We start from the raw sequence: 22,502 nt of genomic DNA on the forward strand, positions 1-22,502 counted from the left end.
ACGCTGAATCCCCTGCCGCCTGTAGTGGGCCAGCCGTGCACCAGCGCGATGCTCGCGCCGCCGGTCGAAGACGACTGGTTCAAGCCCTGCGCGGTGATTCCGGTCTACAACCACGAGCGCAGCCTGCCCGCTGTGGTCGCCGCACTGCGCGCGGCGGATCTGCCCTGCGTGCTGGTGGATGACGGCTCCTGCCCAGCCGCTGCAGCGGTTATCGACGAGCTGGCGGAGCAGGCAAGCGTCTTCCTGCTCCGCCATCCGCGCAATCAGGGCAAGGGTGGCGCAGTGATCAGCGGCCTGCGCGAGGCGCAGCGACTGGGCTTCAGCCATGCGCTGCAGGTCGACGCCGACGGCCAGCACGACCTGTCCGGTGTCGAGCTGTTCCTCGACCGCGCCAGCCAGGCGCCGGACGCGGTGATCTGCGGCTATCCGCGATACGACGCCAGCGTGCCCAAGGGGCGCCTGTATGCCCGCTACCTGACCCATGTCTGGGTCTGGATCAACACCCTGTCGCTGGCGATCCGCGACTCCATGTGCGGCTTCCGTGTCTACCCGCTGGAGCCGACGTTGGCGTTGCTCGACCGCGTGCGCCTGGGCCGGCGCATGGATTTCGACACCGAGATCCTGGTGCGCCTGCACTGGCAGCAGCAGCCGATGGTCTGGCTGCCGACGCGGGTGCATTACCCGGCCGATGGCGTCTCGCACTTCCGCCTCTGGCTGGACAACGCACTGATCTCCGCCATGCATGCCCGGCTGTTCTTCGGCATGCTGCTGCGCGCGCCAAAACTGCTCGCCCGGCGTCTGCAACGATGAGCGAAGCCCCAGTGCCCTCGCATTGGGCGGCGCAGCGCGAGCGCGGCAGTTTCGCGCTGATGCGCCTGACCGCCTGGGCGGTACGGGTCCTGGGTCGGCGCACCATGGCGCCGCTGCTGTATCTGATCGTGCTGTATTTCTACCTGTTCGGCCGCAGCGCCCGGAACAGCGCGCGCCAGTATCAGGGCTATCTGGCGCGCTGGAGCGGTCGCGCCGAACTGCAGCCGAGCACGCGCTCGGTCTATCGCCAGTTCATGAGTTTCGCCGAAGCGCTGTTGGACAAGCTGGATGTCTGGAGCGGGCGCGTCGGGCGGGAACGCCTGGTGATCCACGACCCGACCAACCTGCACGCCAGCCTCGCCGGGCCGCGCGGTCAGCTGCTGGTCGGCTCGCACCTGGGCAATCTGGAGATCTGCCGGGCACTGGCCGAGATCGGCGGCGAAGTAAGGATGAACGTGCTGGTACACACCCGTCACGCCGAGCAGTTCAATCGGCTACTGGACCAGTCCGGCGCCGACAACCTGCGGCTGATCCAGGTCAGCGAGCTGGTCCCGGCGACCATGCTGCAGCTGTCCCAGCGCCTGGAGCGCGGCGAGTGGCTGGCCATCGCCGGTGATCGGGTGCCGCTGCACGGCGGACGCACCGCCATGGCCGACTTCCTCGGTCAGGCGGCAGCTTTTCCCCAGGGCCCCTGGCTGCTCGCCGGCCTGCTGGAGTGCCCGGTGAATCTGCTGTTCTGTCTCAAGCAGGACGAGCACTTCCATGTGCATCTCGAACCCTTCGCCGAACGCATCCGCTGGCGCCGCGCCGACCGCGACGCGGTGATCGCGCAAGCAGTGCAGCGCTACGCCGACCGCCTCGCCGCGCGCTGCCTGGAGGCGCCCCTGCAATGGTTCAACTTCTATCCCTTCTGGAACACACAGGACCCGCGTCGTGACTGAGCCCGTGATCTTTGGCGAAAACCTTCTGCGCATCGAGGACGTGCTGGCCGTGGCGCAGCGCCGAGCGCCGGCACGGCTGCAGGCGGACGAGGCCTTTCGCAGCCGCATAGCCCGCGGCGCACAGTTTCTCGACACCCTGCTGGACCGCGAAGGCGTGATCTATGGTGTCACCACCGGCTATGGCGACTCCTGCGTGGTGGCGGTGCCGCTGCATCAGGTCGAAGCGTTGCCGCAGCACCTGTTCACCTTTCACGGCTGCGGCCTGGGCAAGCTGCTGGAGGCCGAGGCCACCCGCGCGGTGCTCGCCGCGCGCCTGCGCTCGCTGACCCATGGCATGTCCGGCGTACGCATCGAGCTGCTGGAACGCATGCAGGCATTTCTCGAGCACGACGTGCTGCCGCTGATTCCTGAGGAAGGCTCGGTTGGCGCCAGCGGCGACCTGACGCCGCTGTCCTATGTCGCCGCCGCTCTCGCCGGCGAGCGCGAGGTGCTGTATCGCGGCGAGCGCCGCAGCGCCGCCGAGGTTCACCGCCAGCTAGGCTGGACGCCGTTGACGCTGCGCCCCAAGGAGGCGCTGGCACTGATGAACGGCACCGCGGTAATGACCGGTCTCGCCTGCCTGGCCTACGCCCGCGCCGATTATCTGTTGCAGCTGGCAACCCGTATCACCGCGCTGAACGTGATCGCCCTGCAGGGCAACCCGGAGCATTTCGACGAGCGCCTGTTCGCCGCCAAGCCGCACCCGGGTCAGACCCAGGTCGCCGCCTGGATTCGTCAGGACCTGGCAATCGATGCTCCCGCTGCGCCGCTGCATCGATTGCAGGACCGCTACTCCATCCGCTGCGCACCGCATGTGCTCGGCGTGCTGGCCGACAGCCTGGGCCTGCTGCGCCAGTTCATCGAAACCGAACTGAACAGCGCCAACGACAACCCGATCATCGATGCCGACAACGAGCGCGTGCTGCACGGCGGACACTTCTACGGCGGGCATATCGCCTTCGCCATGGACAGCCTGAAGAATCTGGTGGCCAATGTCGCCGACCTGCTCGACCGCCAGCTCGCCCTGCTGGTCGACACACGCTACAACCACGGTCTGCCGAGCAACCTCTCCGGCGCGCCGGCCGCCACGGCGATGATCAACCATGGCTTCAAGGCGGTGCAGATCGGCACCAGCGCCTGGACTGCCGAGGCGCTGAAGAACAGCATGCCGGCCAGCGTCTTCTCGCGCTCCACCGAATGCCATAACCAGGACAAGGTGAGCATGGGCACCATCGCCGCCCGCGACGCGCTGCGCAGCCTGGAGCTGAGCGAGCAGGTCGCCGCGGCCACGCTGCTCGCCGCCCAGCAGGGCGTCTGGCTGCGCCAGCGCCAGGAAGACGCGCGGCCGCTGCCCGCACCACTGGCGGCCATGCACAGCGAACTGGCGGAGACCTTCCCGCCGCTGATCGAAGACCGCGCGCTGGAAGGCGAACTGCGCCTGTGTCTCGCGCAGATCCGCAACCGGCACTGGAGGCTTTATGCGTAAGGACGGCGTACTGCAGGCCGAGGTCGAGATGCTCGTGCCGTTCTTCGACGTCGACTCCATGGACGTGGTCTGGCACGGCCATTACGTCAAGTACTTCGAGGTCGCCCGCTGTGCGCTGCTCGAGCGTATCGGCCACAACTATCAGCAGATGCGCGACGCCGGCTATGCCTGGCCGATCATCGACGTACAGCTGCGCTACATGCGCGGCGCCCGCTTCAACCAGCGCATCGTGGTACGCGCCGACCTGGTGGAGTGGGAGAACCGCCTGAAGATCAACTACCTGATCCGCGATGCCGAAACCGGCGAGCGCATGACCCGCGGCAGCACCGTGCAGGTCGCCGTGGAGATCGCCAGCCGCGAGATGCTGCTGGCCTCACCACGAGTCTTCGTCGACGCGGTGGAGCGCGCACTGGCATGACGCCGTCCTTCAAGAAATGGCTGGCCGCCACCGTCCTGCTGATGGTTGCCAACACCGCCATGGCGCAGCCCTTCGACCTGCCGCAGCTCGCCGAACAGCTGAGCGGGCCGGCCGTGATACGTGGCGACTTCATTCAGGAAAAGCATCTCCGTGCCCTGCCGCAGCCGCTGACCAGTCACGGCCAGTTCGCCCTCTCCCGCGACCACGGCCTGCTCTGGCTGCTGCAACAGCCGATCCGCCAGGACTATCGCATCACGCCTCAGGGGATCGCGCGGCGCAGTGAGAATGGCTGGCAGGCGGTTGACCCGCAGGGCGGTTCGGCCCGGCAGAATCAGCTGTTCCTCGCCGTGCTGAGCGGGGACACCCGGGCCCTGCAGCGCGACTTTCAACTCGAGCTTAGCGGTGCAGCCACGGCCTGGCGGTTGCAACTGACGCCACGCGGCGCGCTGCTCAGGCAGATCTTCGCTGACATCGAGATCCACGGCGGTGAGACGGTGACTCAGATCGAGCTACACGAAGCCCAGGGTGATCGCACGCTGATCCGTCTGCTCGACAGCCAGACCGACGTCGCTCTCACGGCCAGCGAGCAGCGCGATCTTGCCGACTGAGCCGCTGCAGCCCCAGCGCTGGCCGGCCGCGCTGTTCTGCCTGGCGCTGCTCGGCCTGCTGGCGCTGAGCGCCTGGCAATGGCGCGATGGTCCGCCGCTGACCGCCAACCTGCTGCAGCTGCTGCCCAGCGACAGCCACGACGTGCTGGAACAGCTGGCGACCGAGCGCATGCAGGAGCCGCTCAAGCGCGACCTGATGCTGCTGATCCGGCATGACGACGAGCGTGAAGCCCAGCGCCTGACTGAAAGCCTGGCAGCCGAACTGCGTGGCAGCGGCCTGTTCGCCCAGGTGCGCGAGCGGGTACAGCCCGATCTGCCGGCGGTCGCCCGCCAGCTGCGCGAGCAGTCCCTCGGATTACTCGACGATACCGAGCGCCAGCAGCTCATCGAACATCCCGCGCGGTTCGTCCAGCAGCGCATCAAGCGCCTCTACGACCCGTTCGCCGCCAGCCCGCTGCCGCTCGAACAGGACTGGTTCGGCATCGCCGGCCTGGCCCTGCAACGGTTGCCGCAGCTGGGCAACCTTCGCACCGGTGGCGATGGCCATCTGATTGCCGAGCACGCCGGCCAACGCTGGGCCGTCGTGCACGCGCGCGCGCAGGGCGATGCGTTCGACGAGCGCCTGCCGCAACAGGTAGCGGCACTCGTCGAGACCGCCCGCAGCGCTGTCGAAACCGCCGGCGGCGAACTGCTCGCTGCCGGCGGTGTGCTGCATGCCGCCCATGGTCAACGCTCGGCCCGCGCCGAGGCGAGCCTGATCGGCAGCCTGTCGCTGGGTGCCACGCTGCTGCTGTTGCTCTGGCTGTTCCGCACGCCGCGCATCCTGCTCGCCGCGTTGCCGGTACTGGTCGGTGCGCTGGCGGGGGCGGCCGCCTGCGTCGCGCTGTTCGGCCAGATGCACGTACTGACGCTGGTGCTCGGCGCCAGCCTGATCGGCGTCAGCCTGGACTTCCCGCTGCACTACCTGTCCAAGAGCTGGACGCTGCAGCCCTGGCACGGCCGGCGCGCACTTGGTCTGATCCTGCCGGGACTGGCGCTGGCCCTGTTAACCAACCTGATCGGCTATCTGGCGCTGGCTTTCACGCCCTTCCCGGCACTGACCCAGGTGGCAGTGTTCTCTGCCGCCGGATTGCTCGGCGCCTTCCTCTGCACAACTTGCCTGCTGCCCGTGCTGTTCAGCGGCCATCTGACTCCTTGGCCGCACCCGCTGGGCTGGGCGCAGCGCTGGCTGCAGCTGAGGCAGGCGTTACTGGCGCGCATCGCCACGCCCTGGCTGCTGGCCGGCCTGGGACTGTTTTGTCTCGGCGGCGTACTGCAGCTGTCGTTCAAGGATGACCTGCGCCAGTGGGTCAGCCGCGCGCCACTACTGCAACAGCAAGCCGAGCGTATCGGCACGATCACCGGCTTCCAGCCCACCAGTCAGTATTTCCTCGTGCGTGCCGCCGATGCCGACGCCCTGCTCGAGCGTCAGGCCGAGCTGAGCCGCCGCCTGGACGCTCTGCAGACTGAGCAGCGGCTGGGTGGCTACCTCGCCCTGAGCCAGCTGGTTGCACCGACTGCCGAACAGGCCCGCCTGCGCCCCGCCCTGGCGCAACTGCTCGCCGCCAGCCAGCCGCTAACGGCGCTTGGCGTCGACGTCCACGCCCTGCGGACCGAAATCGAGCGCCTGCAGGCACAACCACCGGTGACCCTCGAGGCGGCGCTGACTGGCCCGTTGGGCGAACCCTGGCGCGCGCTCTGGCTTGGCAAAACGGACGACGGCGTCGCCGGGCTGATCAGCCTGCAGGGGCTGCGCGACGGTGCTGCCCTGGAGCAGATCGCCGAAGGCGTGCCCGGCACGACACTGGTCGACCAGCCGGCCCGGCTCAACCAGCTGTTTGCCGCGACCAAGCTGCAGGCCGGCGAACTCAAGCTGCTCGCCAGCCTGCTGATCTTTGCCCTGCTCTGCATCCCCTTCGGGCCGGGCGGCGCCCTGCGCTGCCTGGCCGTGCCGCTGCTGGCCGCCCTGGCGAGCCTGGCCAGCCTCGGCTGGCTCGGTCAATCACTGACCCTGTTCGGCCTGTTCGGCCTGTTGCTGGTCACCGCGATCGGCGTGGATTACGCCATTCTGATGCGCGAGCAGGTCGGCGGCGCCGCGGTCAGCCTGGTCGGCACCCTGCTGGCGGCCACCACCACCTGGCTGTCGTTCGGCCTGCTGGCCGTGTCCAGCACGCCGGCAGTGAGCAACTTCGGCCTCACCGTCAGCCTCGGGCTGGCATTCAGTTTCTTCCTGGCCCCCTGGGCCATCCATCAGCAAGACACACCAGCACAGGCAGGGAGGCCGTATGGCGCCGCTTGAGACGCAACACCGTGAAGTCGTGATCATCGGAGCCGGCCCGTCCGGCGCAATCGCCGGCGCGCTGCTCAAGCGCCAGGGCCACGACGTGCTGATCATCGAACGCCAGCGCTTTCCGCGCTTCTCCATCGGCGAGAGCCTGCTTTCGCACTGCCTGGACTTCATCGAGGAAGCCGGCATGCTCGAGGCGGTGCGCGCGGCGGGCTTCCAGACCAAGCACGGCGCGGCCTTCGGCTGGGGCGAGCGCTACACGGAATTCGATTTCCGCGACAAGTTCACCGCCGGCCATGGCAGCACCTATCAGGTCCAGCGCGCCGATTTCGACAAGCTGCTGGCCGACCAGGCCGAGCTGCAGGGTGTGGAAATCCGCTACGAGGAAGAAGTCACCGCGGCGGATTTCAGCGGCGCGCAGCCCTGGCTGCAGATTCGTCGGGCCGATGGCAGCGAATACCGCGTCGATGCCGCCTTCGTGCTCGATGCCAGCGGCTATGGCCGGGTACTGCCGCAGCTGCTGGACCTGGAAGCGCCGTCGGGCTTCCCGGTGCGCCGGGCGATCTTCACCCATATCGAGGACCGCATCGACGATCCGCGCTTCGACCGCGAGAAGATCCTCATCACCACCCATCCCGAGCTGCGCGATGTCTGGTACTGGACCATCCCGTTCAGCAACGGCCGCTGCTCGCTGGGCGTGGTCGCCAGTGCCGAGCGCTACGAAGGCCGGCCGGTGAACCTCGATGCCTGCCTGCGCGAATTCGTCCAGGAGGCACCGAACCTCAAACGCATTCTGCAGAACGCCGAATGGGACACCCCGGCGCGCCTGATCGGCGGCTACTCGGCCAACGTCAAGAGTTTGCACGGTCCGGGCTTCGCCCTGCTGGGCAACGCCGCCGAGTTCCTCGACCCGGTGTTCTCCTCCGGCGTGACCATCGCCATGCGCTCGGCGCACATGGCCGCCGCCGTGCTGCATCGCCAGCTGAGCGGTGAAACAGTGGACTGGGAGCGCGAGTTCGCCGCGCCGCTCAAGCGCGGCGTCGATACCTTCCGGACCTACGTGGAGGGTTGGTACGATTGCAGCTTCCAGGACGTGATCTACTACGAACACGCCCAGCCGGAGATCCGCCGGATGATCAGCTCGATCCTCGCCGGCTATGCCTGGGACGAAAAGAACCCCTATGTCGCCGAACCCAAACGCCGTCTGCGCGTACTGGCCGAACTCTGCTCGGCCGGTGCCGACGCGTGAGCGGATTGCAATGAGGCGACTGCTGCTCGGCCTGTGCTTCGTGCTGCTGGCGGGCTGCGCGGCGCGCGCACCGCTGCCGGTAACCACGCTAGCGCTGGATGTTCCGCTGCAGCTGCATGTGCAGCGCCGGGGCAGCGAGCCAGCCGACTGGCTGCTGGTGATCCAGCGCGAAGGGACGTCGCTGCGCTGGTCGCTGCTCGACCCGCTGGGCATTCCGCTGGCGCGCCAGCAGTTGCACAACGGCGCCTGGCACGCCGACGGGCTGCTGCGACCCAATCCGGAGGCGCGCGAGCTGTTCGCCGCCCTGCTGTTCGCCCTGACCGACCGCGACCAGCTGGCCGAGCTGTATGGCACCGCGGCCGAACAGCCCGGCGCGGGCGAGCGCCGGCTGCGCCAGGGCGACGGCCTGCGCTGGCAGGTGCACTATGGATCCGCACAGAGCTTCGAACTCGACGTGGCGCCGGGGCTGACCTATCGTGTCGCCCCCTTGCCCGACTCGACCGGAAGCCAACGATGACCGCCTACCTCGACGCCCTTGGCGTGATCTGCGCGCTCGGCAGCGGCAAGGCCGAGGTAGCCGGACGCCTGTTCGCCGGCGACACCTCCGGCATGCAGCCCCATCCGCAGCCGGTGGCCGGTCGACGCTTGCCGGTGGGCGCGGTCCGCTGCGCACTGCCGGCATTGCCCGGCGACGATCCACGTCATGCGACCCGCAACAACCAGCTGTTGCTGGCTGCCGCGCAGGAAATCGAAAGGGATATCCGTACGGCAATCGCCCGTTACGGCCAGAGTCGTATCGGCGTGGTCCTGGGCACCAGTACCACCGGCATCCAGGAAGCCGCGCAAGGTATCGCCGGCCTGCTGCAAAACGGCGCCTTTCCACCCGGCTATCACTACGGGCACCAGGAACTGGCGGCGCCGGCGAGTTTTCTCGGCGAATGGCTGCAACTGGCCGGCCCCTGCTATGCCATCTCCACCGCCTGCACTTCCAGCGCCCGCGCCCTGCTCAGCGCCAAACGTCTGCTCGACGCCGGCATTTGCGATGCGGTGCTCTGCGGCGGTGTCGACAGCCTGAGCGACCTGACCTTGCAAGGCTTCACCGCGCTGGAGGCCACCAGCGAGTCGCTGTGCAATCCCTTCTCGCGCAACCGCAACGGCATCAACATCGGGGAGGCGGCGGCGCTGTTTCTGATGACCCGCGAGCCCGGTGAGGGCGCCATCGCCCTGCTTGGCGGCGGCGCGAGCTCCGATGCCTACCATATCTCCGCCCCCGAACCACAAGGTCGCGGCGCGCTGGCCGCCATGCGCCAGGCGCTGGCCACTGCCGGCTGCACACCGGAAGAGATCGATTACCTCAACCTGCACGGCACCGCCACCGCGCACAACGACGCCATGGAAAGCCTGGCCGTCGCCACGCTGTTTCCTCAGGGTGTCGCCTGTTCTTCGAGCAAGCCGCTGACCGGCCATACCCTCGGCGCCGCCGGCGCGCTGGAGGCGGCATTCTGCTGGCTGGCGCTGTCGCGCTTCAACGCCGACCGGCAGCTGCCACCGCACCGCTGGGACGGCCAGCCGGACCCGGACCTGCCGCCGCTGCGCCTGGTCACGGCCGAGCTGCGGATGGATAGAGCCGCGCCGCGACGGCTGATGAGCAACTCCTTCGCCTTCGGTGGCAACAATATCAGCCTGATCCTGGGAGACGCGCCGTGATCGATTGGCCCCTCGCCGAACTGCTACCCCATGCCGGCGACATGATTCTGCTCGACGCTGTCGAGCGCTTCGATGAAGACTGCGTGGACACTCACCTGCTGGTACGCGCCGACGGCCTGCTCAGCGCGGCCGACGGCAGCCTGCCGGCCTGGGTCGGTGTCGAGATCATGGCGCAGAGCGTCGCCGCCTTCGCCGGCTGCCATGCACGCCAGGCCGGCGAGCCGGTCGCCCTCGGCTTCCTGCTCGGTACGCGCAACTACCAGTGCAATGTCGAAACCTTCCCGGTCGGCGCCCGGCTACGCGTCCGTGCCACCCGGTCGCTGCAGGACGACAACGGCATGGGCGTCTTCGAATGTCATCTCGACGGCCCCGGCATCCATGCCGAAGCGCGTCTGAACGTGTTCCGCCCGCCCGAAGTGGCGAGCTACCTACAAGAGTCTGCCCCATGAGTGAAACCGTCCTCGTCACCGGCTCCAGCCGCGGCATTGGCCGCGCCATCGCGCTGCGCCTGGCCCGTGCCGGCCATGACATCGTGCTGCACTGCCGCTCACGCCGCGACCAGGCCGAAGCGGTCCAGGCCGAAATACAGGGGATGGGTCGCAGCGCACGCATCCTGCAGTTCGACATCGCCGACCGTGTCGCCTGCCGTCACGAGTTGGAAGCCGATGTCGAAACCCATGGCGCCTATTACGGCGTGGTCTGCAACGCTGGTCTGACCCGCGACGGTGCCTTCCCGGCGCTGAGCGACGACGACTGGGACCAGGTGCTGCGCACCAACCTGGACGGCTTCTATAACGTGCTGCACCCCCTGACCATGCCGATGATTCGCCGTCGCCAGCCGGGGCGAATCGTCTGCATCACCTCCGTATCCGGCCTGATCGGCAACCGCGGCCAGGTCAACTACAGCGCGTCCAAGGCCGGCGTCATCGGCGCCGCGAAAGCGCTGGCGGTGGAGCTGGGCAAGCGCAGAATCACCGTCAACTGCGTTGCGCCGGGGTTGATCGATACCGAGATGCTCGACGCCGAACTGCCTATCGAAGAAATGCTGAAGATGGTTCCGGCACAGCGCATGGGCACGCCGGAAGAGGTCGCCGGTGCGGTTAATTTCCTCATGTCCGCCGAGGCGGCGTACATCACCCGGCAGGTCATCGCCGTCAACGGAGGGCTGTGCTGATGAGCGGCAGACGTGTAGTCGTCACCGGCATGGCCGGCATTACCTCGCTGGGCAGCGACTGGGCAAGCATCGAGGCCAATTTCAGCGCCAACCGCAGCGGTATTCGCCGTATGCATGAATGGGATCGCTTCACCGAGCTGAACACCCGCCTGGCGGGTCCTGTGGATGATTTCGCCGTGCCGACGCACTGGACGCGCAAACAGCTGCGCAGCATGGGCCGCGTGTCGCGGCTGTCGGTGCGGGCTGCCGAGCGGGCACTGGCCGATGCCGGCCTGCTAGACGATGCTTCGATCCGCGATGGTCGCATGGGTGTCGCCTGCGGTTCCTCCACCGGCAGTACCGAGGAGATCAAGGCCTTCGGCAACATGCTGCTGAATTCAGTGGCCGACGGGCTGAACGCCAACTCCTACATCCGCATGATGCCGCACACCACGGCGGCCAATGTCAGCATCTTCTTCGGCCTCACTGGCCGGGTGATCCCCACCTCCAGCGCCTGTACCAGCGGCAGCCAGGGCATCGGCTACGCCTACGAGGCGATCAAGTTCGGCCGCCTGCCACTGATGCTGGCCGGCGGTGCGGAGGAGCTGTGCGCCACCGAGGCCATGGTCTTCGATGCGCTCTACGCCACCAGCCTGAAGAACGACGCACCGCATACCTCGCCGCGCCCCTACGACAGCGGACGTGATGGCCTGGTGATCGGCGAAGGCGCCGGCATGCTGGTGCTCGAGGAGCTGGAACACGCACTGGCGCGCGGCGCGACGATTCATGCCGAGCTGGTCGGCTTCGGCAGCAATGCCGACGGCCAGCACGCGACCAAGCCCGAGCAGCTGACCATGCGCCGGGCCATGGAGCTGGCCCTGGAAGATGCCGGCCTCGCACCGGCGGCCATCGGCTACGTCAACGGTCATGGCACCGCCACCGAGCAGGGCGACATCGCCGAAACCCAGGCGACCCAGGCATTGTTCGGCAGCGGCATGCCGATCAGCTCGCAGAAATCCTTTCTCGGCCACACCCTGGGCGCGTGCGGTGCCCTGGAATCCTGGTTCAGCATCGAGATGATGAACCGCGACCGCTATATCCACACGCTCAACCTGGACGAGGTCGACCGGCGCTGTGGCGATCTCGACTACCTGCGGGATGCGCCGCGTGCCATGCAGCACGAGTACGTGATGAACAACAATTTCGCCTTTGGCGGGATCAACACCTCGCTGATCTTCCGTCGCTGGGCCTAGCGCTTCACCCACCAACCGCAAGGAAAAAGCCGATGAAAACAACCGCATGGATAGGCGCAGCGCTGGCGCTTCTGATGCTACCCGGCATCAGCCAGGCCCGTGACACCACCCACTACCTACCCTTCGACGCCGTGGTGGCTGAAGCCACCCAGGCCGGCCGCCTGGATGGCAGCGTCAAGTTCTACCTGGCCGGCAAGACGCCGGGCAATGCCAAGGTCGTGCGCAGCGGCGTGAGCACCAGCAAGAAGACCAACGCTTTCAACAAGACCGACGAAGGCGCCTGCAGCTGGGCCCTGCAATCGGCACTGATCGCCATGCAGCAAGCCGCCAAGGCCGCCGGCGCCAATGCGGTGGTGAACATCGCCAGCAACTACAAGCATGTCGAGTACAAGGACAGCGCCAAGTACGAATGCCATGCCGGTGCCATCATGGCTGGCGTCGCGATCAAAGGCGATCTGGCCAACGTCAAGTAAGCGTCCCCTGCCGATGCGCTGGGCAAGGCATCGGCTCCACGCGGCGACCGCCTGCTGGAACGTTTGCCGGGGCCTCCGAGTCCACTGAACATCAGTCACCTCGACAGGAGCGCCTCATGTTCGGCAAGTCCTCGCACACCTTCGAAATCAACTACATCTACCAGAACGACCCGCGCGCCGAGACCTACGACGCCGATGTCGACAGCCTGTCCCAGGGCGAAGCGGCGCGTCATCTGATCCAGCTGCACAACGCCGACGCCGAGAACAGCCTGGTGATGCCGAAGGCCGGTGCCGACGAGGCGCAGCTGCTGGAGCAGGCCGAAGTCATGGGCATCACCGACATCCGCGTCACCCGCGTGCACAAGCACGAGAAAGGCGATACACCCGGCCACTACAAGCAGCCCTGAGCGTGAGCATCAGCGCTGCGCCGACGCCTCGCTCGTCACCAGCTCCATGAAGGCCTGTGCCAGCGGTGACTGCTCCTGCCGGCGCTTGACCAGCCAGACGGCGGTGGTCGCATCCTTGTCCAGCAGGGTGCGAAAGCGCACACCGTCGATGCGGATGCGCTGGAACGACGCCGGCAGCACCGAAACCCCGAGCCCGGCGGCGACCAGGCCGATGATGGTCAGCGCCTCGTTCGCTTCCTGGGCGATGCGTGGATTGAAACCCGCGCGACGCGCCAGGCTGAGCAGCTGGTCGTACAGGCCCGTACCGTAGCTGCGCGGGAAGAACACGAAGGGCTCGTCGGCCAGATCGGCCAATGTCAGTCCTTCGTCCCCGGCATCCGCCAGCCGGTGTCCCGCATGCATCAGCGCGACCAGGGGCTCGCTGAACAGCTCAACCGTCTGCAGGCCAGCCGGCAACGCAAAGGGGCGAATCATGCCGACCTGCAGCGTCTCGTCCTGCACGGCATCGACCACCTGCTTGCTGGTCATCTCCTGCAAATCCAGATGCACCGCTGGAAAGGTGCGGCGGAAGGCCAGGATCGCCCGCGGCAGAATCGAGGTGAACGGTGCCGATGAGGTGAACCCCACCTTGAGCTCGCCAATCTCGCCCTGCTCGGCGCGCCGCGCCACGTCCACCGACTTGTCGACCTGCGCGAGCGTGCGCCGGGTTTCCTCGAGAAACAGCCGCCCCGCGTCGGTCAGCGCCACCCGCCGGTTGGTCCGATCGAACAGCCGCACGCCTAGTTCCTGTTCCAACGCCTGGATCTGCTGGCTCAACGGCGGCTGAGAGATGCGCAGCTGCTCGGCGGCGCGGCCGAAGTGAAGCTCCTCGGCGACCGCCACGAAGTAGCGCAGATGACGCAGCTCCATCAAGCCTCCTTATGAGTCGAAAAACATATCATTCAGGTCGAATAATATATTGGAAAGCTTAAACAAAGCTTCCTATCCTTTCGCCCATAAAGCCAAACAACAGCACATCCGCGCCTCCGATCAAAAAATGCGATCACAGGCGTAACGGGCCGCTTTTGGCCGGAAAAAAGCGAAACGGATAGAGGTCATCATCGTGAGCAGTACCCAGAGCGCCAGCGACGCGCCAGCAGCGACACCCGCGCCTTGCGCGCCCATCAGCCATACCGAGAAAGGCACGCCGCGCTTCGCGCGCACCGCCCTGGCCCTGTTCGCCGGCGGCTTCGCCACCTTCGCCCTGCTCTACTGCGTACAGCCGATGATGCCCATGCTGTCGCAGGCGTTCGGCATCAACGCAGCTCAGAGCAGCCTGATCCTATCGCTCTCGACGCTGACCCTGGCTGTCGGATTGCTGATCACCGGGCCGATCTCCGATGCTATCGGCCGCAAGCAGGTACTGGTCGTCTCCCTGCTCGCCGCCGCCGTGTTCACCGTCGGCAGTGCGCTGGCGCCCAGCTGGCACGGCGTGCTGCTGATGCGCGCACTGGTCGGTTTGGCACTCAGCGGGGTGGCGGCCGTCGCCATGACCTACCTGAGCGAGGAAATCCATCCACACCACCTGGGCCTGGCGATGGGGCTGTATATCGGCGGCAATGCCATCGGCGGCATGAGCGGACGGCTGCTCAGCGGGGTGCTGGTGGACTATCTGTCCTGGCACAGCGTGCTGGGGCTGATGGGTGGTCTGGCGCTGCTGGCAGCGCTGCTGCTCTGGCGCTTTCTTCCGGAATCGCGGCACTTCCGCCCGCGGCCGCTGCGCCTGCAGGGACTGTTGCAAGGCTACAGCCTGCACTTCCGCGATGCCGGACTGCCCTGGCTGTTCCTGCAGGGCTTCCTGCTGATGGGCAGCTTCGTCACGCTGTACAACTACATCGGCTATCGGCTGATCGCCGAGCCGTTCCACCTTAGCCAGACCATGATCGGCCTGCTGGCAGTGCTCTATCTGTCCGGCATCTACAGCTCGGCTCAGGTTGGCGCACTGGCCGACCGCTTCGGCCGGCGCCGGGTATTCTGGCTGGTGATCGCCCTGATGCTGGCAGGCGTAGGCCTGACCCTGTTCGACCGGCTGCCGCTGGTTCTGCTGGGCATGCTGCTGTTCACCTTCGGCTTCTTCGGCGCCCATTCGGTCGCCAGCAGCTGGATTGGCCGCCGAGCCCGGCAGGCGCGCGGCCAGGCCTCTTCGCTCTATCTGTTCAGCTACTACCTGGGGTCCAGCATCGCCGGAACGCTGGGCGGTGTGTTCTGGCATGCCGCCGGCTGGGATGGCGTCGGCCTGTTCATCGCCTCGCTGCTACTGATCGCCTTCGCCGTGGCGCTGCACTTGGCGCGTCTTCGTCCGTTGCCGGAGCCGCAGACGGTGCACTGAGCCCCTAACGCAAAACGCCCCGCTGCTGCGGGGCGTTTGCATCCAGCGGGTGAACAGTCAGCCGTGGTATCGCGCCGACAGTTCGTGCACCGACTCGATAAAGGCGCCGGCATGGGCTGGATCGACTTCCGGCGTGATGCCGTGGCCCAGGTTGAACACGTGGCCATTGCCATGACCGAAGCTGGCCAGGATGCGCCCCACCTCGGCGCGGATGGCGTCAGGCTTGGCATAGAGCACACTTGGGTCCATGTTGCCCTGCAGCGCCACCTTGTCACCGACACGGCGACGCGCCTCGCCGATATCACAGGTCCAGTCCAGGCCCAGCGCCTCGACGCCCGAGTCGGCCATCGATTCCAGCCAGAGGCCACCACCCTTGGTGAACATGATGACCGGCACGCGGCGGCCGTCATGCTCACGAATCAGACCGTCGACGATCTTGCGCATGTAGGCCAGGGAGAACTCCTGATAGGCCGCCGCCGACAGGCTGCCACCCCAGGAATCGAAGATCTGCACCGCCTGGGCGCCGGCGAGAATCTGGCCGTTGAGGTAGCTGGTGACCGACTGCGCCAGCTTGTCCAGCAGTGCGTGCATCGCCTGCGGGTTCTCGTAGAGCATCGCCTTGGACTTGCGGAAATCCTTCGACGAGCCGCCCTCGACCATGTAGGTCGCCAGGGTCCAGGGGCTGCCGGAGAAACCGATCAGCGGCACGCGGCCATTGAGTTCGCGGCGGATGGTACGCACCGCATCCATTACATAGCCCAGATCCTTCTCAGGATCGGGAATTGGCAGCGCCTCGATGTCCGCAACGCTACTCACCACCTTTTTGAAGCGCGGCCCTTCGCCGGTCTCGAAGTACAAACCCAGGCCCATGGCGTCCGGCACGGTAAGGATGTCGGAGAACAGGATCGCCGCATCCAGCGGGTAGCGGTCCAGCGGCTGCAGGGTGACCTCGCAGGCGAGTTCGGGGTTCATGCACAGGCTCATGAAGTCACCGGCCTTGGCGCGGCTGGCCCGGTATTCGGGCAGGTAGCGGCCGGCTTGGCGCATCATCCACACCGGGGTGACGTCGACAGGCTGCTTGAGCAGGGCACGAAGGAAACGGTCGTTCTTCAGGGCAGTCATGGTAGGGTTCCAGCGTAAAAGTGCCGTGCATTGTCGCAAAGCGGAAAAAAAAAGGCACGGCGAGCGCCGTGCCATTTAGCTCTGGGCTTGATTCAAATCAGGCCGCGCCGGGTGCCTGTCGACACCCGGCAGCATCGGATCAAACGCCGAGATAGTCCATGATGCCTTCGGCAGCCTGGCGCCCCTCGAAGATCGCCGTCACCACAAGATCGGAACCGCGGACCATGTCGCCGCCAGCGAAGATCTTCGGGTTGCTGGTCTGGTGCTTGAACTTACCCTGCTCGGGTGCAACAACGCGACCCTGGTTATCGATCTGAATGCCCTGAGCTTCGAACCAGGGCGCCGGGCTCGGACGGAAACCGAAGGCGATGACCACGGCATCGGCCGGCAGCACCTGCTCGGAACCCGGAATCGGCTCGGGGCTGCGGCGACCGCGGGCATCCGGGGCGCCGAGACGCGTCTCGACCACCTTCACACCTTCCACTTTGCCTTCGCCGACGATGGCGATGGGCTGGCGGTTGAAGAGGAACTTCACGCCCTCCTCCTTAGCATTCTTCACTTCACGACGTGAGCCCGGCATGTTCGCCGCATCACGACGGTAGGCGCAGGTCACGCTCTTGGCACCCTGGCGGATGGAGGTGCGGTTGCAGTCCATCGCGGTATCACCGCCGCCGAGTACCACGACCTTCTTGCCCTTCATGTCGATGAAGTCTTCGGCGGACTTCTCGAAGCCAAGGTTGCGGTTGACGTTGGCGATGAGGAAATCCAGCGCGTCGTAGACGCCCGGCAGGTCCTCACCCGGGAAGCCACCCTTCATGTAGGTATAGGTGCCCATGCCCATGAAAACGGCGTCGTAATCGGCCAGCAGCTGATCGATCGCGATGTCCTTGCCCACTTCGGTGTTCAGACGGAACTCGATGCCCATGCCGCCGAAGATTTCGCGACGACGGCTGAGTACAGTCTTTTCCAGTTTGAATTCGGGGATGCCGAAAGTCAGCAGGCCGCCGATCTCGGGGTTCTTGTCGAACACCACCGGGGTTACGCCGTTGCGCACGAGGATATCGGCACAACCCAGGCCCGCCGGGCCAGCACCGATGATCGCGACCTTCTTGCCGGTCGGCTTGACCTTGGACATGTCCGGCCGCCAGCCCATCGCGAAGGCGGTATCGGCGATGTACTTCTCAACAGAGCCAATGGTCACTGCGCCAAAGCCGTCATTCAGCGTGCAGGCGCCCTCGCAGAGACGGTCCTGCGGGCAGACGCGACCGCAGACTTCCGGCAGGGTGTTGGTCTGGTGCGCCAGCTCGGCAGCGGCGAGGATGTTGCCCTCGGAAACCAGCTTGAGCCAGTTGGGAATGTAGTTGTGGACCGGGCACTTCCACTCGCAATAGGGGTTACCGCAACCCAGGCAGCGATGAGCCTGTTCGCACGCCTGCTGCGGCTTGAAGGGTTCGTAAATCTCGACGAACTCCTTCTTGCGCTGGCGCAGCAGCTTCTTCTTCGGATCCTTGCGCCCGACCTCGATGAACTGGAAGTCGTTATTCAGACGTTCAGTCATTTCAAAACCTCTCAACAGCAGCCGTAGGCAATACATACGGCCGCAAGACAATCAGGGTAAGCGGCGGCCCCGCCAGGGCTGGGGCCGCCGCCTGAAGCGGCTTCTTGTTATTGCGGGTTGGCCCGGGTGCTCGACAGCAGCGAGGCCAGGTTGGCCGCCTTGGGCTTGACCAGCCAGAACCGACGCAGGTAGTCGTCGAGATTATCCAGCAGTTCAGCCCCCCACTCACTCGCGGTTTCAGCAACATATTCGCGCAGCACATCCTGCAGATGGCTGCGATAGGCTTCCATTGCCTCACCGGTGATGCGCTGCAGGTTGACCAGCTCGTTGTTCACCCGATCGACGAAACTGTTGTCCATGTCCAGCACATAGGCGAAACCACCGGTCATGCCCGAGCCAAAGTTGTGCCCGGTCTTGCCCAGCACGCAGACAAAGCCGCCAGTCATGTACTCGCAGCAATGATCGCCCGTGCCCTCGACGACCGCATGGGCGCCGGAGTTGCGCACCGCAAACCGCTCACCTGCGGTGCCGGCGGCGAACAGTTTGCCGCCAGTGGCGCCATATAGACAGGTGTTACCGATGATCGCCGAATCCTGCGAGCGGTAGGCCGCGCCCTGCGGCGGCGTGACGACCAGCTTGCCGCCGGTCATGCCTTTGCCGACGTAATCGTTGGCGTCGCCTTCCAGATACAGGTTGAGGCCGCCGGCGTTCCAGACGCCGAAGCTCTGGCCAGCCGTTCCCTTGAAGCGGAAGGTGATCGGCGCGCCAGCCATGCCTTGGTTGCCATGTTGACGAGCGATCTCGCCGGACACACGGGCACCGATGGAACGGTCACAGTTGCAGATCTCCAGCTCGAACTCGCCACCGCTCTTGGTATCGATGGCGGCCTTGGCCAACTTGACCATTTCTTCGGCCAGCAGCCCTTGGTCGAACGGCGGGTTCTTTTCCACCTGGCAGAACTGCGGCTTGTCGGCCGGGATATTGCTGCCACCAAGTAGCGGCGAAAGATCCAGACTGTTCTGCTTCGCCGTTTCACCTGGCAGCAGCTCGAGCAGGTCGGTCCGACCGATCAGCTCGCCGAGGCTGCGCACGCCCAGCTTGGCCAGCCACTCGCGGGTTTCTTCGGCAACGAACTGGAAGAAGTTGACCACCATGTCGACGGTGCCGATGAAGTGATCCTTGCGCAGCTGCTCGTTCTGGGTGGCGACGCCGGTGGCACAGTTGTTCAGGTGGCAGATGCGCAGGTACTTGCAGCCCAGCGCGATCATCGGCGCAGTACCGAAGCCGAAGCTTTCGGCGCCAAGGATCGCAGCCTTGATCACATCCAGACCGGTCTTCAAACCACCATCGGTCTGCACCCGGACCTTGCCACGCAGGTCATTGCCGCGCAGGGTCTGGTGGGTTTCGGCGAGACCGAGCTCCCACGGCGAACCGGCGTAGCGGATCGAGGTCAACGGCGAAGCGCCGGTACCGCCGTCGTAGCCGGAAATGGTAATCAGGTCGGCATAGGCCTTGGCCACGCCGGCGGCGATGGTGCCGACGCCCGGCTCGGCCACCAGCTTGACCGACACCAGCGCCTGCGGGTTGACCTGCTTGAGGTCGAAGATCAGCTGCGCCAGATCCTCGATGGAGTAGATGTCATGGTGTGGCGGCGGGGAGATCAGCGTCACCCCCGGCACGGCGTAACGCAGCCGCGCGATCAGACCGTTGACCTTGCCACCGGGCAGCTGGCCGCCTTCACCGGGCTTGGCGCCCTGGGCGACCTTGATCTGCAGCACTTCGGCGTTGACCAGGTATTCCGGCGTGACACCGAAACGACCGGTCGCGACCTGCTTGATCTTCGAGCTGCGCTCGGTGCCGTAGCGGGCCGGATCTTCGCCACCCTCACCGGAGTTCGAACGCGCACCGATGCGATTCATCGCCGCGGCGATCGCTTCGTGGGCCTCCGGCGACAAGGCGCCGAGCGAGATACCAGCGGAGTCGAAACGCTTGAGGATCGCATCCAGCGGCTCGACCTCTTCCAGCGCCAGTGGCTGATCGGCCAGCTTGACCTTGAGCAGGTCGCGCAGCATCGCCACCGGGCGCTGGTCGACCAGCGCGGTGTACTCCTTGAAGCGGCTGTAATCGCCGCTCTGCACCGCCATCTGCAGTGCGCTGACCACATCGGGGTTGTAGGCGTGGTACTCACCGCCGTAGACGAACTTCAACAGGCCACCCTGCTGGATCGGCTTGCGGCTGCTCCAGGCCTCGGCGGCGAGCGCCTTCTGTTCGGCCTCGAGATCCTCGAAGCGAGCCCCCTTGATACGGCTGGCGACGCCACGGAAGCTGAGCTCGACGATCTCATCGGACAGACCAACGGCCTCGAACAGTTGCGCGCCACGGTAGGACGCGATGGTCGAGATGCCCATCTTGGAGATGATTTTCATCAGCCCCTTGGAGATGCCCTTGCGATAGTGCTTGAACACTTCGTAGAGATCGCCCAGCACTTCGCCGGTGCGGATCAGGTCACCCAGCACCTCGTAGGCAAGGAACGGGTACACCGCCGTGGCACCAAAGCCGATCAAGACCGCGAAATGATGCGGGTCGCGTGCGGTGGCGGTTTCCACCAGGATGTTGCAGCTGCAGCGCAGGCCGGTGTCGACCAGACGGTGGTGAACTGCGCCCACGGCCAGCGAAGCATGCACCGGCAGCTTGCCCGGGCCGATATGACGGTCACTGAGTACCAGCAGGACCTTGCCGCCGCGTACGGCTTCCTCGGCCTGATCGGCAATATTGCGAATCGCCGCTTCGAGACCGATGCTCTCGTCGTAGTTCAGGTCGATGACCAGGCGCTCGAAGCCCGGGCGCTCCAGGTTCATGATCGTGCGCCACTTCGCTGGCGAGATCACCGGAGTGGTCAGGATCGCCCGGTTGGCGTGCTCGGCGGTTTCCTCGAAGACATTGCGCTCGGCACCCAGACAGGTTTCCAGCGACATCACGATGGCTTCGCGCAGCGGGTCGATCGGCGGGTTGGTAACCTGCGCGAACTGCTGACGGAAGTAGTCGTAGGGCGAACGCACGCGGCGCGACAGCACCGCCATGGGCGTATCGTCGCCCATCGAGCCGACCGCTTCCTGGCCCTGCTCGGCCAGCGGGCGCAGCACCTGGTCACGCTCCTCGAAGGTAACCTGGTACATCTTCATGTACTGCTTGAGCTGGTCGGCATCGTAGAAGGCCGAACCGTGGTCGTTGTCATCCAGGGTCGACTGGATGCGCAACGCGTTCTGGCGCAGCCACTTCTTATAGGGCTGCTGCGCCTTCAAATGATTGTCGATGTCGTCGGTGTGCAGCACCTTGCCAGTGAGGGTATCGACGGCAAGGATCTGGCCTGGGCCGACGCGGCCCTTGGCGAGAACGTCCTCGGGTTTGTAGTCCCAGACGCCAACTTCGGACGCGAGGGTGATATAGCCATTCTTGGTGGTCACCCAACGTGCCGGACGCAGGCCGTTGCGATCGAGCAGGCAGACCGCATGGCGGCCATCGGTCAACACCACGCCAGCCGGGCCATCCCAAGGCTCCATGTGCATGGAGTTGAACTCGTAGAACGCCCGAAGATCGGGGTCCATGGTTTCGACGTTTTGCCAGGCCGGCGGAATGATCATGCGCAGACCGCGGAACAGATCCATTCCGCCGGTGACCAAGAGTTCAAGCATGTTGTCCATGCTCGAGGAGTCGGAGCCGGTGCGGTTGATCAGCGGCGACAGGCTCTCGAGGTCGGGCAGCAACTCGTTGGCGAATTTCAGGCGACGCGCCTGGGCCCAGTTGCGGTTACCGGTGATGGTGTTGATTTCGCCGTTGTGGGCAAGAAAGCGGAACGGCTGAGCCAGCCGCCACTGCGGCATGGTGTTGGTGGAGAAACGCTGGTGAAACACGCAGATAGCAGTCGCGAGGCGCTCGTCACCCAGATCCGGGTAAAACTGGGCCAGGTCGGCCGGCATCATCAGGCCTTTGTAGATGATGTCTTTGTCGGAGAGGCTGCAGACGTAAAAGGCGCTGTCGTCGGCCAGTGCGACTTCGGCACGGCGGCGGGCGAAGAACAGCTTGATGCCGAACTCTCGCTCTTCCAGGCCTTCACCGGAAACGAATACCTGCTCGATCCGTGGCAACCGCTCGAGCGCAAGCTGGCCCAGCACGCTGGTATCGACCGGCACTTCGCGCCAGCCAACAAGGGCCAAGCCCTGTGCGGCGATTTCTTCGCTCAGACGAGCCCGAGCACGATCAGCCTTGCTGGCGTCAGGATCGAGGAAAATCATCCCGACGGCGTACTGCGCCGGCAGCTCGGTGCCAAAATGCTCAAGCGCTTTGGCGCGCAGGAAGGCATCCGGCTTCTGCATCAGCAAACCGCAGCCGTCACCGGTTTTGCCATCGGCGTTGATGCCGCCACGGTGAGTCATGCAGGTCAGGGACTGAATGGCAGTCTTTAGAAGGTGATGGCTTGCCTCGCCCTGCATGTGGGCAATCAGACCGAAGCCGCAGTTATCCTTGAACTCTTCAGGACGAAACAGACCTGCTCTCATAGGCACTCCACCAGCTAAATGCGTTGTA

At 65.7% G+C, this 22,502-nt stretch carries 19 protein-coding genes; 15 read left to right on the forward strand and 4 right to left on the reverse strand.

Annotated features, from left to right (window positions below; translation table 11 throughout):
* Window positions 1-48 precede the first annotated feature (48 nt).
* The 14 genes from PSEST_RS17950 to PSEST_RS18015 all read left to right on the forward strand — a co-directional run bounded on the left by PSEST_RS17950 (window position 49) and on the right by PSEST_RS18015 (window position 12,870).
* Complete coding sequence (locus PSEST_RS17950; RefSeq protein WP_041757086.1) at window positions 49-810, forward strand: glycosyltransferase family 2 protein; 762 nt, start codon at window positions 49-51, stop codon at window positions 808-810.
* The gene (locus PSEST_RS17955; RefSeq protein WP_015278359.1) at window positions 807-1,751 is read left to right on the forward strand and encodes an acyltransferase; all 945 of its coding nucleotides are present in this window, start codon (window positions 807-809) and stop codon (window positions 1,749-1,751) included. The genes PSEST_RS17950 and PSEST_RS17955 overlap by 4 nt, the downstream gene beginning before the upstream one ends.
* Entirely contained in the window at window positions 1,744-3,276 is a 1,533-nt protein-coding gene (locus PSEST_RS17960) for an HAL/PAL/TAL family ammonia-lyase (RefSeq protein WP_015278360.1), read from the forward strand. Before PSEST_RS17955 ends, PSEST_RS17960 begins: the two co-directional genes overlap by 8 nt.
* Window positions 3,269-3,694 carry an acyl-CoA thioesterase gene (locus tag PSEST_RS17965; protein ID WP_015278361.1) on the forward strand — a complete coding sequence of 142 codons (426 nt, stop codon included), beginning with the start codon at window positions 3,269-3,271 and terminating at the stop codon, window positions 3,692-3,694. Before PSEST_RS17960 ends, PSEST_RS17965 begins: the two co-directional genes overlap by 8 nt.
* Window positions 3,691-4,302: an outer membrane lipoprotein carrier protein LolA gene (locus tag PSEST_RS17970; RefSeq protein ID WP_015278362.1), complete on the forward strand. Its 612-nt coding sequence runs from the start codon at window positions 3,691-3,693 to the stop codon at window positions 4,300-4,302. Before PSEST_RS17965 ends, PSEST_RS17970 begins: the two co-directional genes overlap by 4 nt.
* Window positions 4,292-6,640 carry an MMPL family transporter gene (locus PSEST_RS17975; protein WP_015278363.1) on the forward strand — a complete coding sequence of 783 codons (2,349 nt, stop codon included), beginning with the start codon at window positions 4,292-4,294 and terminating at the stop codon, window positions 6,638-6,640. The genes PSEST_RS17970 and PSEST_RS17975 overlap by 11 nt, the downstream gene beginning before the upstream one ends.
* Window positions 6,627-7,877 carry an NAD(P)/FAD-dependent oxidoreductase gene (locus tag PSEST_RS17980; protein WP_015278364.1) on the forward strand — a complete coding sequence of 417 codons (1,251 nt, stop codon included), beginning with the start codon at window positions 6,627-6,629 and terminating at the stop codon, window positions 7,875-7,877. The genes PSEST_RS17975 and PSEST_RS17980 overlap by 14 nt, the downstream gene beginning before the upstream one ends.
* A gap of 10 nt (window positions 7,878-7,887) precedes the next feature.
* Complete coding sequence (locus PSEST_RS17985) at window positions 7,888-8,394, forward strand: DUF3261 domain-containing protein (RefSeq protein ID WP_015278365.1); 507 nt, start codon at window positions 7,888-7,890, stop codon at window positions 8,392-8,394.
* Window positions 8,391-9,584 carry a beta-ketoacyl-[acyl-carrier-protein] synthase family protein gene (locus PSEST_RS17990; RefSeq protein ID WP_015278366.1) on the forward strand — a complete coding sequence of 398 codons (1,194 nt, stop codon included), beginning with the start codon at window positions 8,391-8,393 and terminating at the stop codon, window positions 9,582-9,584. The genes PSEST_RS17985 and PSEST_RS17990 overlap by 4 nt, the downstream gene beginning before the upstream one ends.
* Window positions 9,581-10,033 carry a hotdog family protein gene (locus PSEST_RS17995; protein WP_015278367.1) on the forward strand — a complete coding sequence of 151 codons (453 nt, stop codon included), beginning with the start codon at window positions 9,581-9,583 and terminating at the stop codon, window positions 10,031-10,033. The genes PSEST_RS17990 and PSEST_RS17995 overlap by 4 nt, the downstream gene beginning before the upstream one ends.
* Window positions 10,030-10,758, forward strand: coding sequence for a 3-oxoacyl-ACP reductase FabG (gene fabG / locus PSEST_RS18000; RefSeq protein WP_015278368.1), 729 nt, complete (start codon window positions 10,030-10,032; stop codon window positions 10,756-10,758). The genes PSEST_RS17995 and fabG overlap by 4 nt, the downstream gene beginning before the upstream one ends.
* A complete protein-coding gene (locus tag PSEST_RS18005; RefSeq protein ID WP_015278369.1) occupies window positions 10,758-11,990 on the forward strand; it encodes a beta-ketoacyl-ACP synthase in 1,233 nt (410 codons plus the stop codon). Before fabG ends, PSEST_RS18005 begins: the two co-directional genes overlap by 1 nt.
* 32 nt (window positions 11,991-12,022) lie before the next feature.
* Window positions 12,023-12,463 carry a hypothetical protein gene (locus tag PSEST_RS18010; protein ID WP_015278370.1) on the forward strand — a complete coding sequence of 147 codons (441 nt, stop codon included), beginning with the start codon at window positions 12,023-12,025 and terminating at the stop codon, window positions 12,461-12,463.
* Window positions 12,464-12,579: 116 nt separating this feature from the next.
* Complete coding sequence (locus PSEST_RS18015; RefSeq protein ID WP_015278371.1) at window positions 12,580-12,870, forward strand: hypothetical protein; 291 nt, start codon at window positions 12,580-12,582, stop codon at window positions 12,868-12,870.
* Between the two features lie 9 nt (window positions 12,871-12,879).
* Here PSEST_RS18015 and PSEST_RS18020 read toward each other — a convergent pair whose 3' ends face one another.
* Window positions 12,880-13,779 carry a LysR family transcriptional regulator gene (locus tag PSEST_RS18020; protein ID WP_015278372.1) on the reverse strand — a complete coding sequence of 300 codons (900 nt, stop codon included), beginning with the start codon at window positions 13,777-13,779 and terminating at the stop codon, window positions 12,880-12,882.
* A gap of 253 nt (window positions 13,780-14,032) precedes the next feature.
* Between PSEST_RS18020 and PSEST_RS18025 the strand changes: the two genes are divergently transcribed.
* Window positions 14,033-15,238, forward strand: a complete 1,206-nt coding sequence (locus PSEST_RS18025; protein ID WP_232422586.1) for an MFS transporter — start codon at window positions 14,033-14,035, stop codon at window positions 15,236-15,238.
* 57 nt (window positions 15,239-15,295) lie between these two features.
* Here the strand turns inward: PSEST_RS18025 and hemE are convergent, their stop codons facing one another.
* The 3 genes from hemE to gltB form a co-directional block, all read right to left on the reverse strand.
* Window positions 15,296-16,360, reverse strand: coding sequence for a uroporphyrinogen decarboxylase (gene hemE, locus PSEST_RS18030; RefSeq protein ID WP_015278374.1), 1,065 nt, complete (start codon window positions 16,358-16,360; stop codon window positions 15,296-15,298).
* Between the two features lie 139 nt (window positions 16,361-16,499).
* Window positions 16,500-17,918 carry an FAD-dependent oxidoreductase gene (locus PSEST_RS18035; protein ID WP_015278375.1) on the reverse strand — a complete coding sequence of 473 codons (1,419 nt, stop codon included), beginning with the start codon at window positions 17,916-17,918 and terminating at the stop codon, window positions 16,500-16,502.
* Between the two features lie 107 nt (window positions 17,919-18,025).
* A complete protein-coding gene (gene gltB / locus PSEST_RS18040; protein WP_015278376.1) occupies window positions 18,026-22,474 on the reverse strand; it encodes a glutamate synthase large subunit in 4,449 nt (1,482 codons plus the stop codon).
* Window positions 22,475-22,502 lie beyond the last annotated feature (28 nt).

It is taken from the genome of Stutzerimonas stutzeri RCH2, from assembly GCF_000327065.1.
Lineage (GTDB): Bacteria > Pseudomonadota > Gammaproteobacteria > Pseudomonadales > Pseudomonadaceae > Stutzerimonas > Stutzerimonas stutzeri_AE.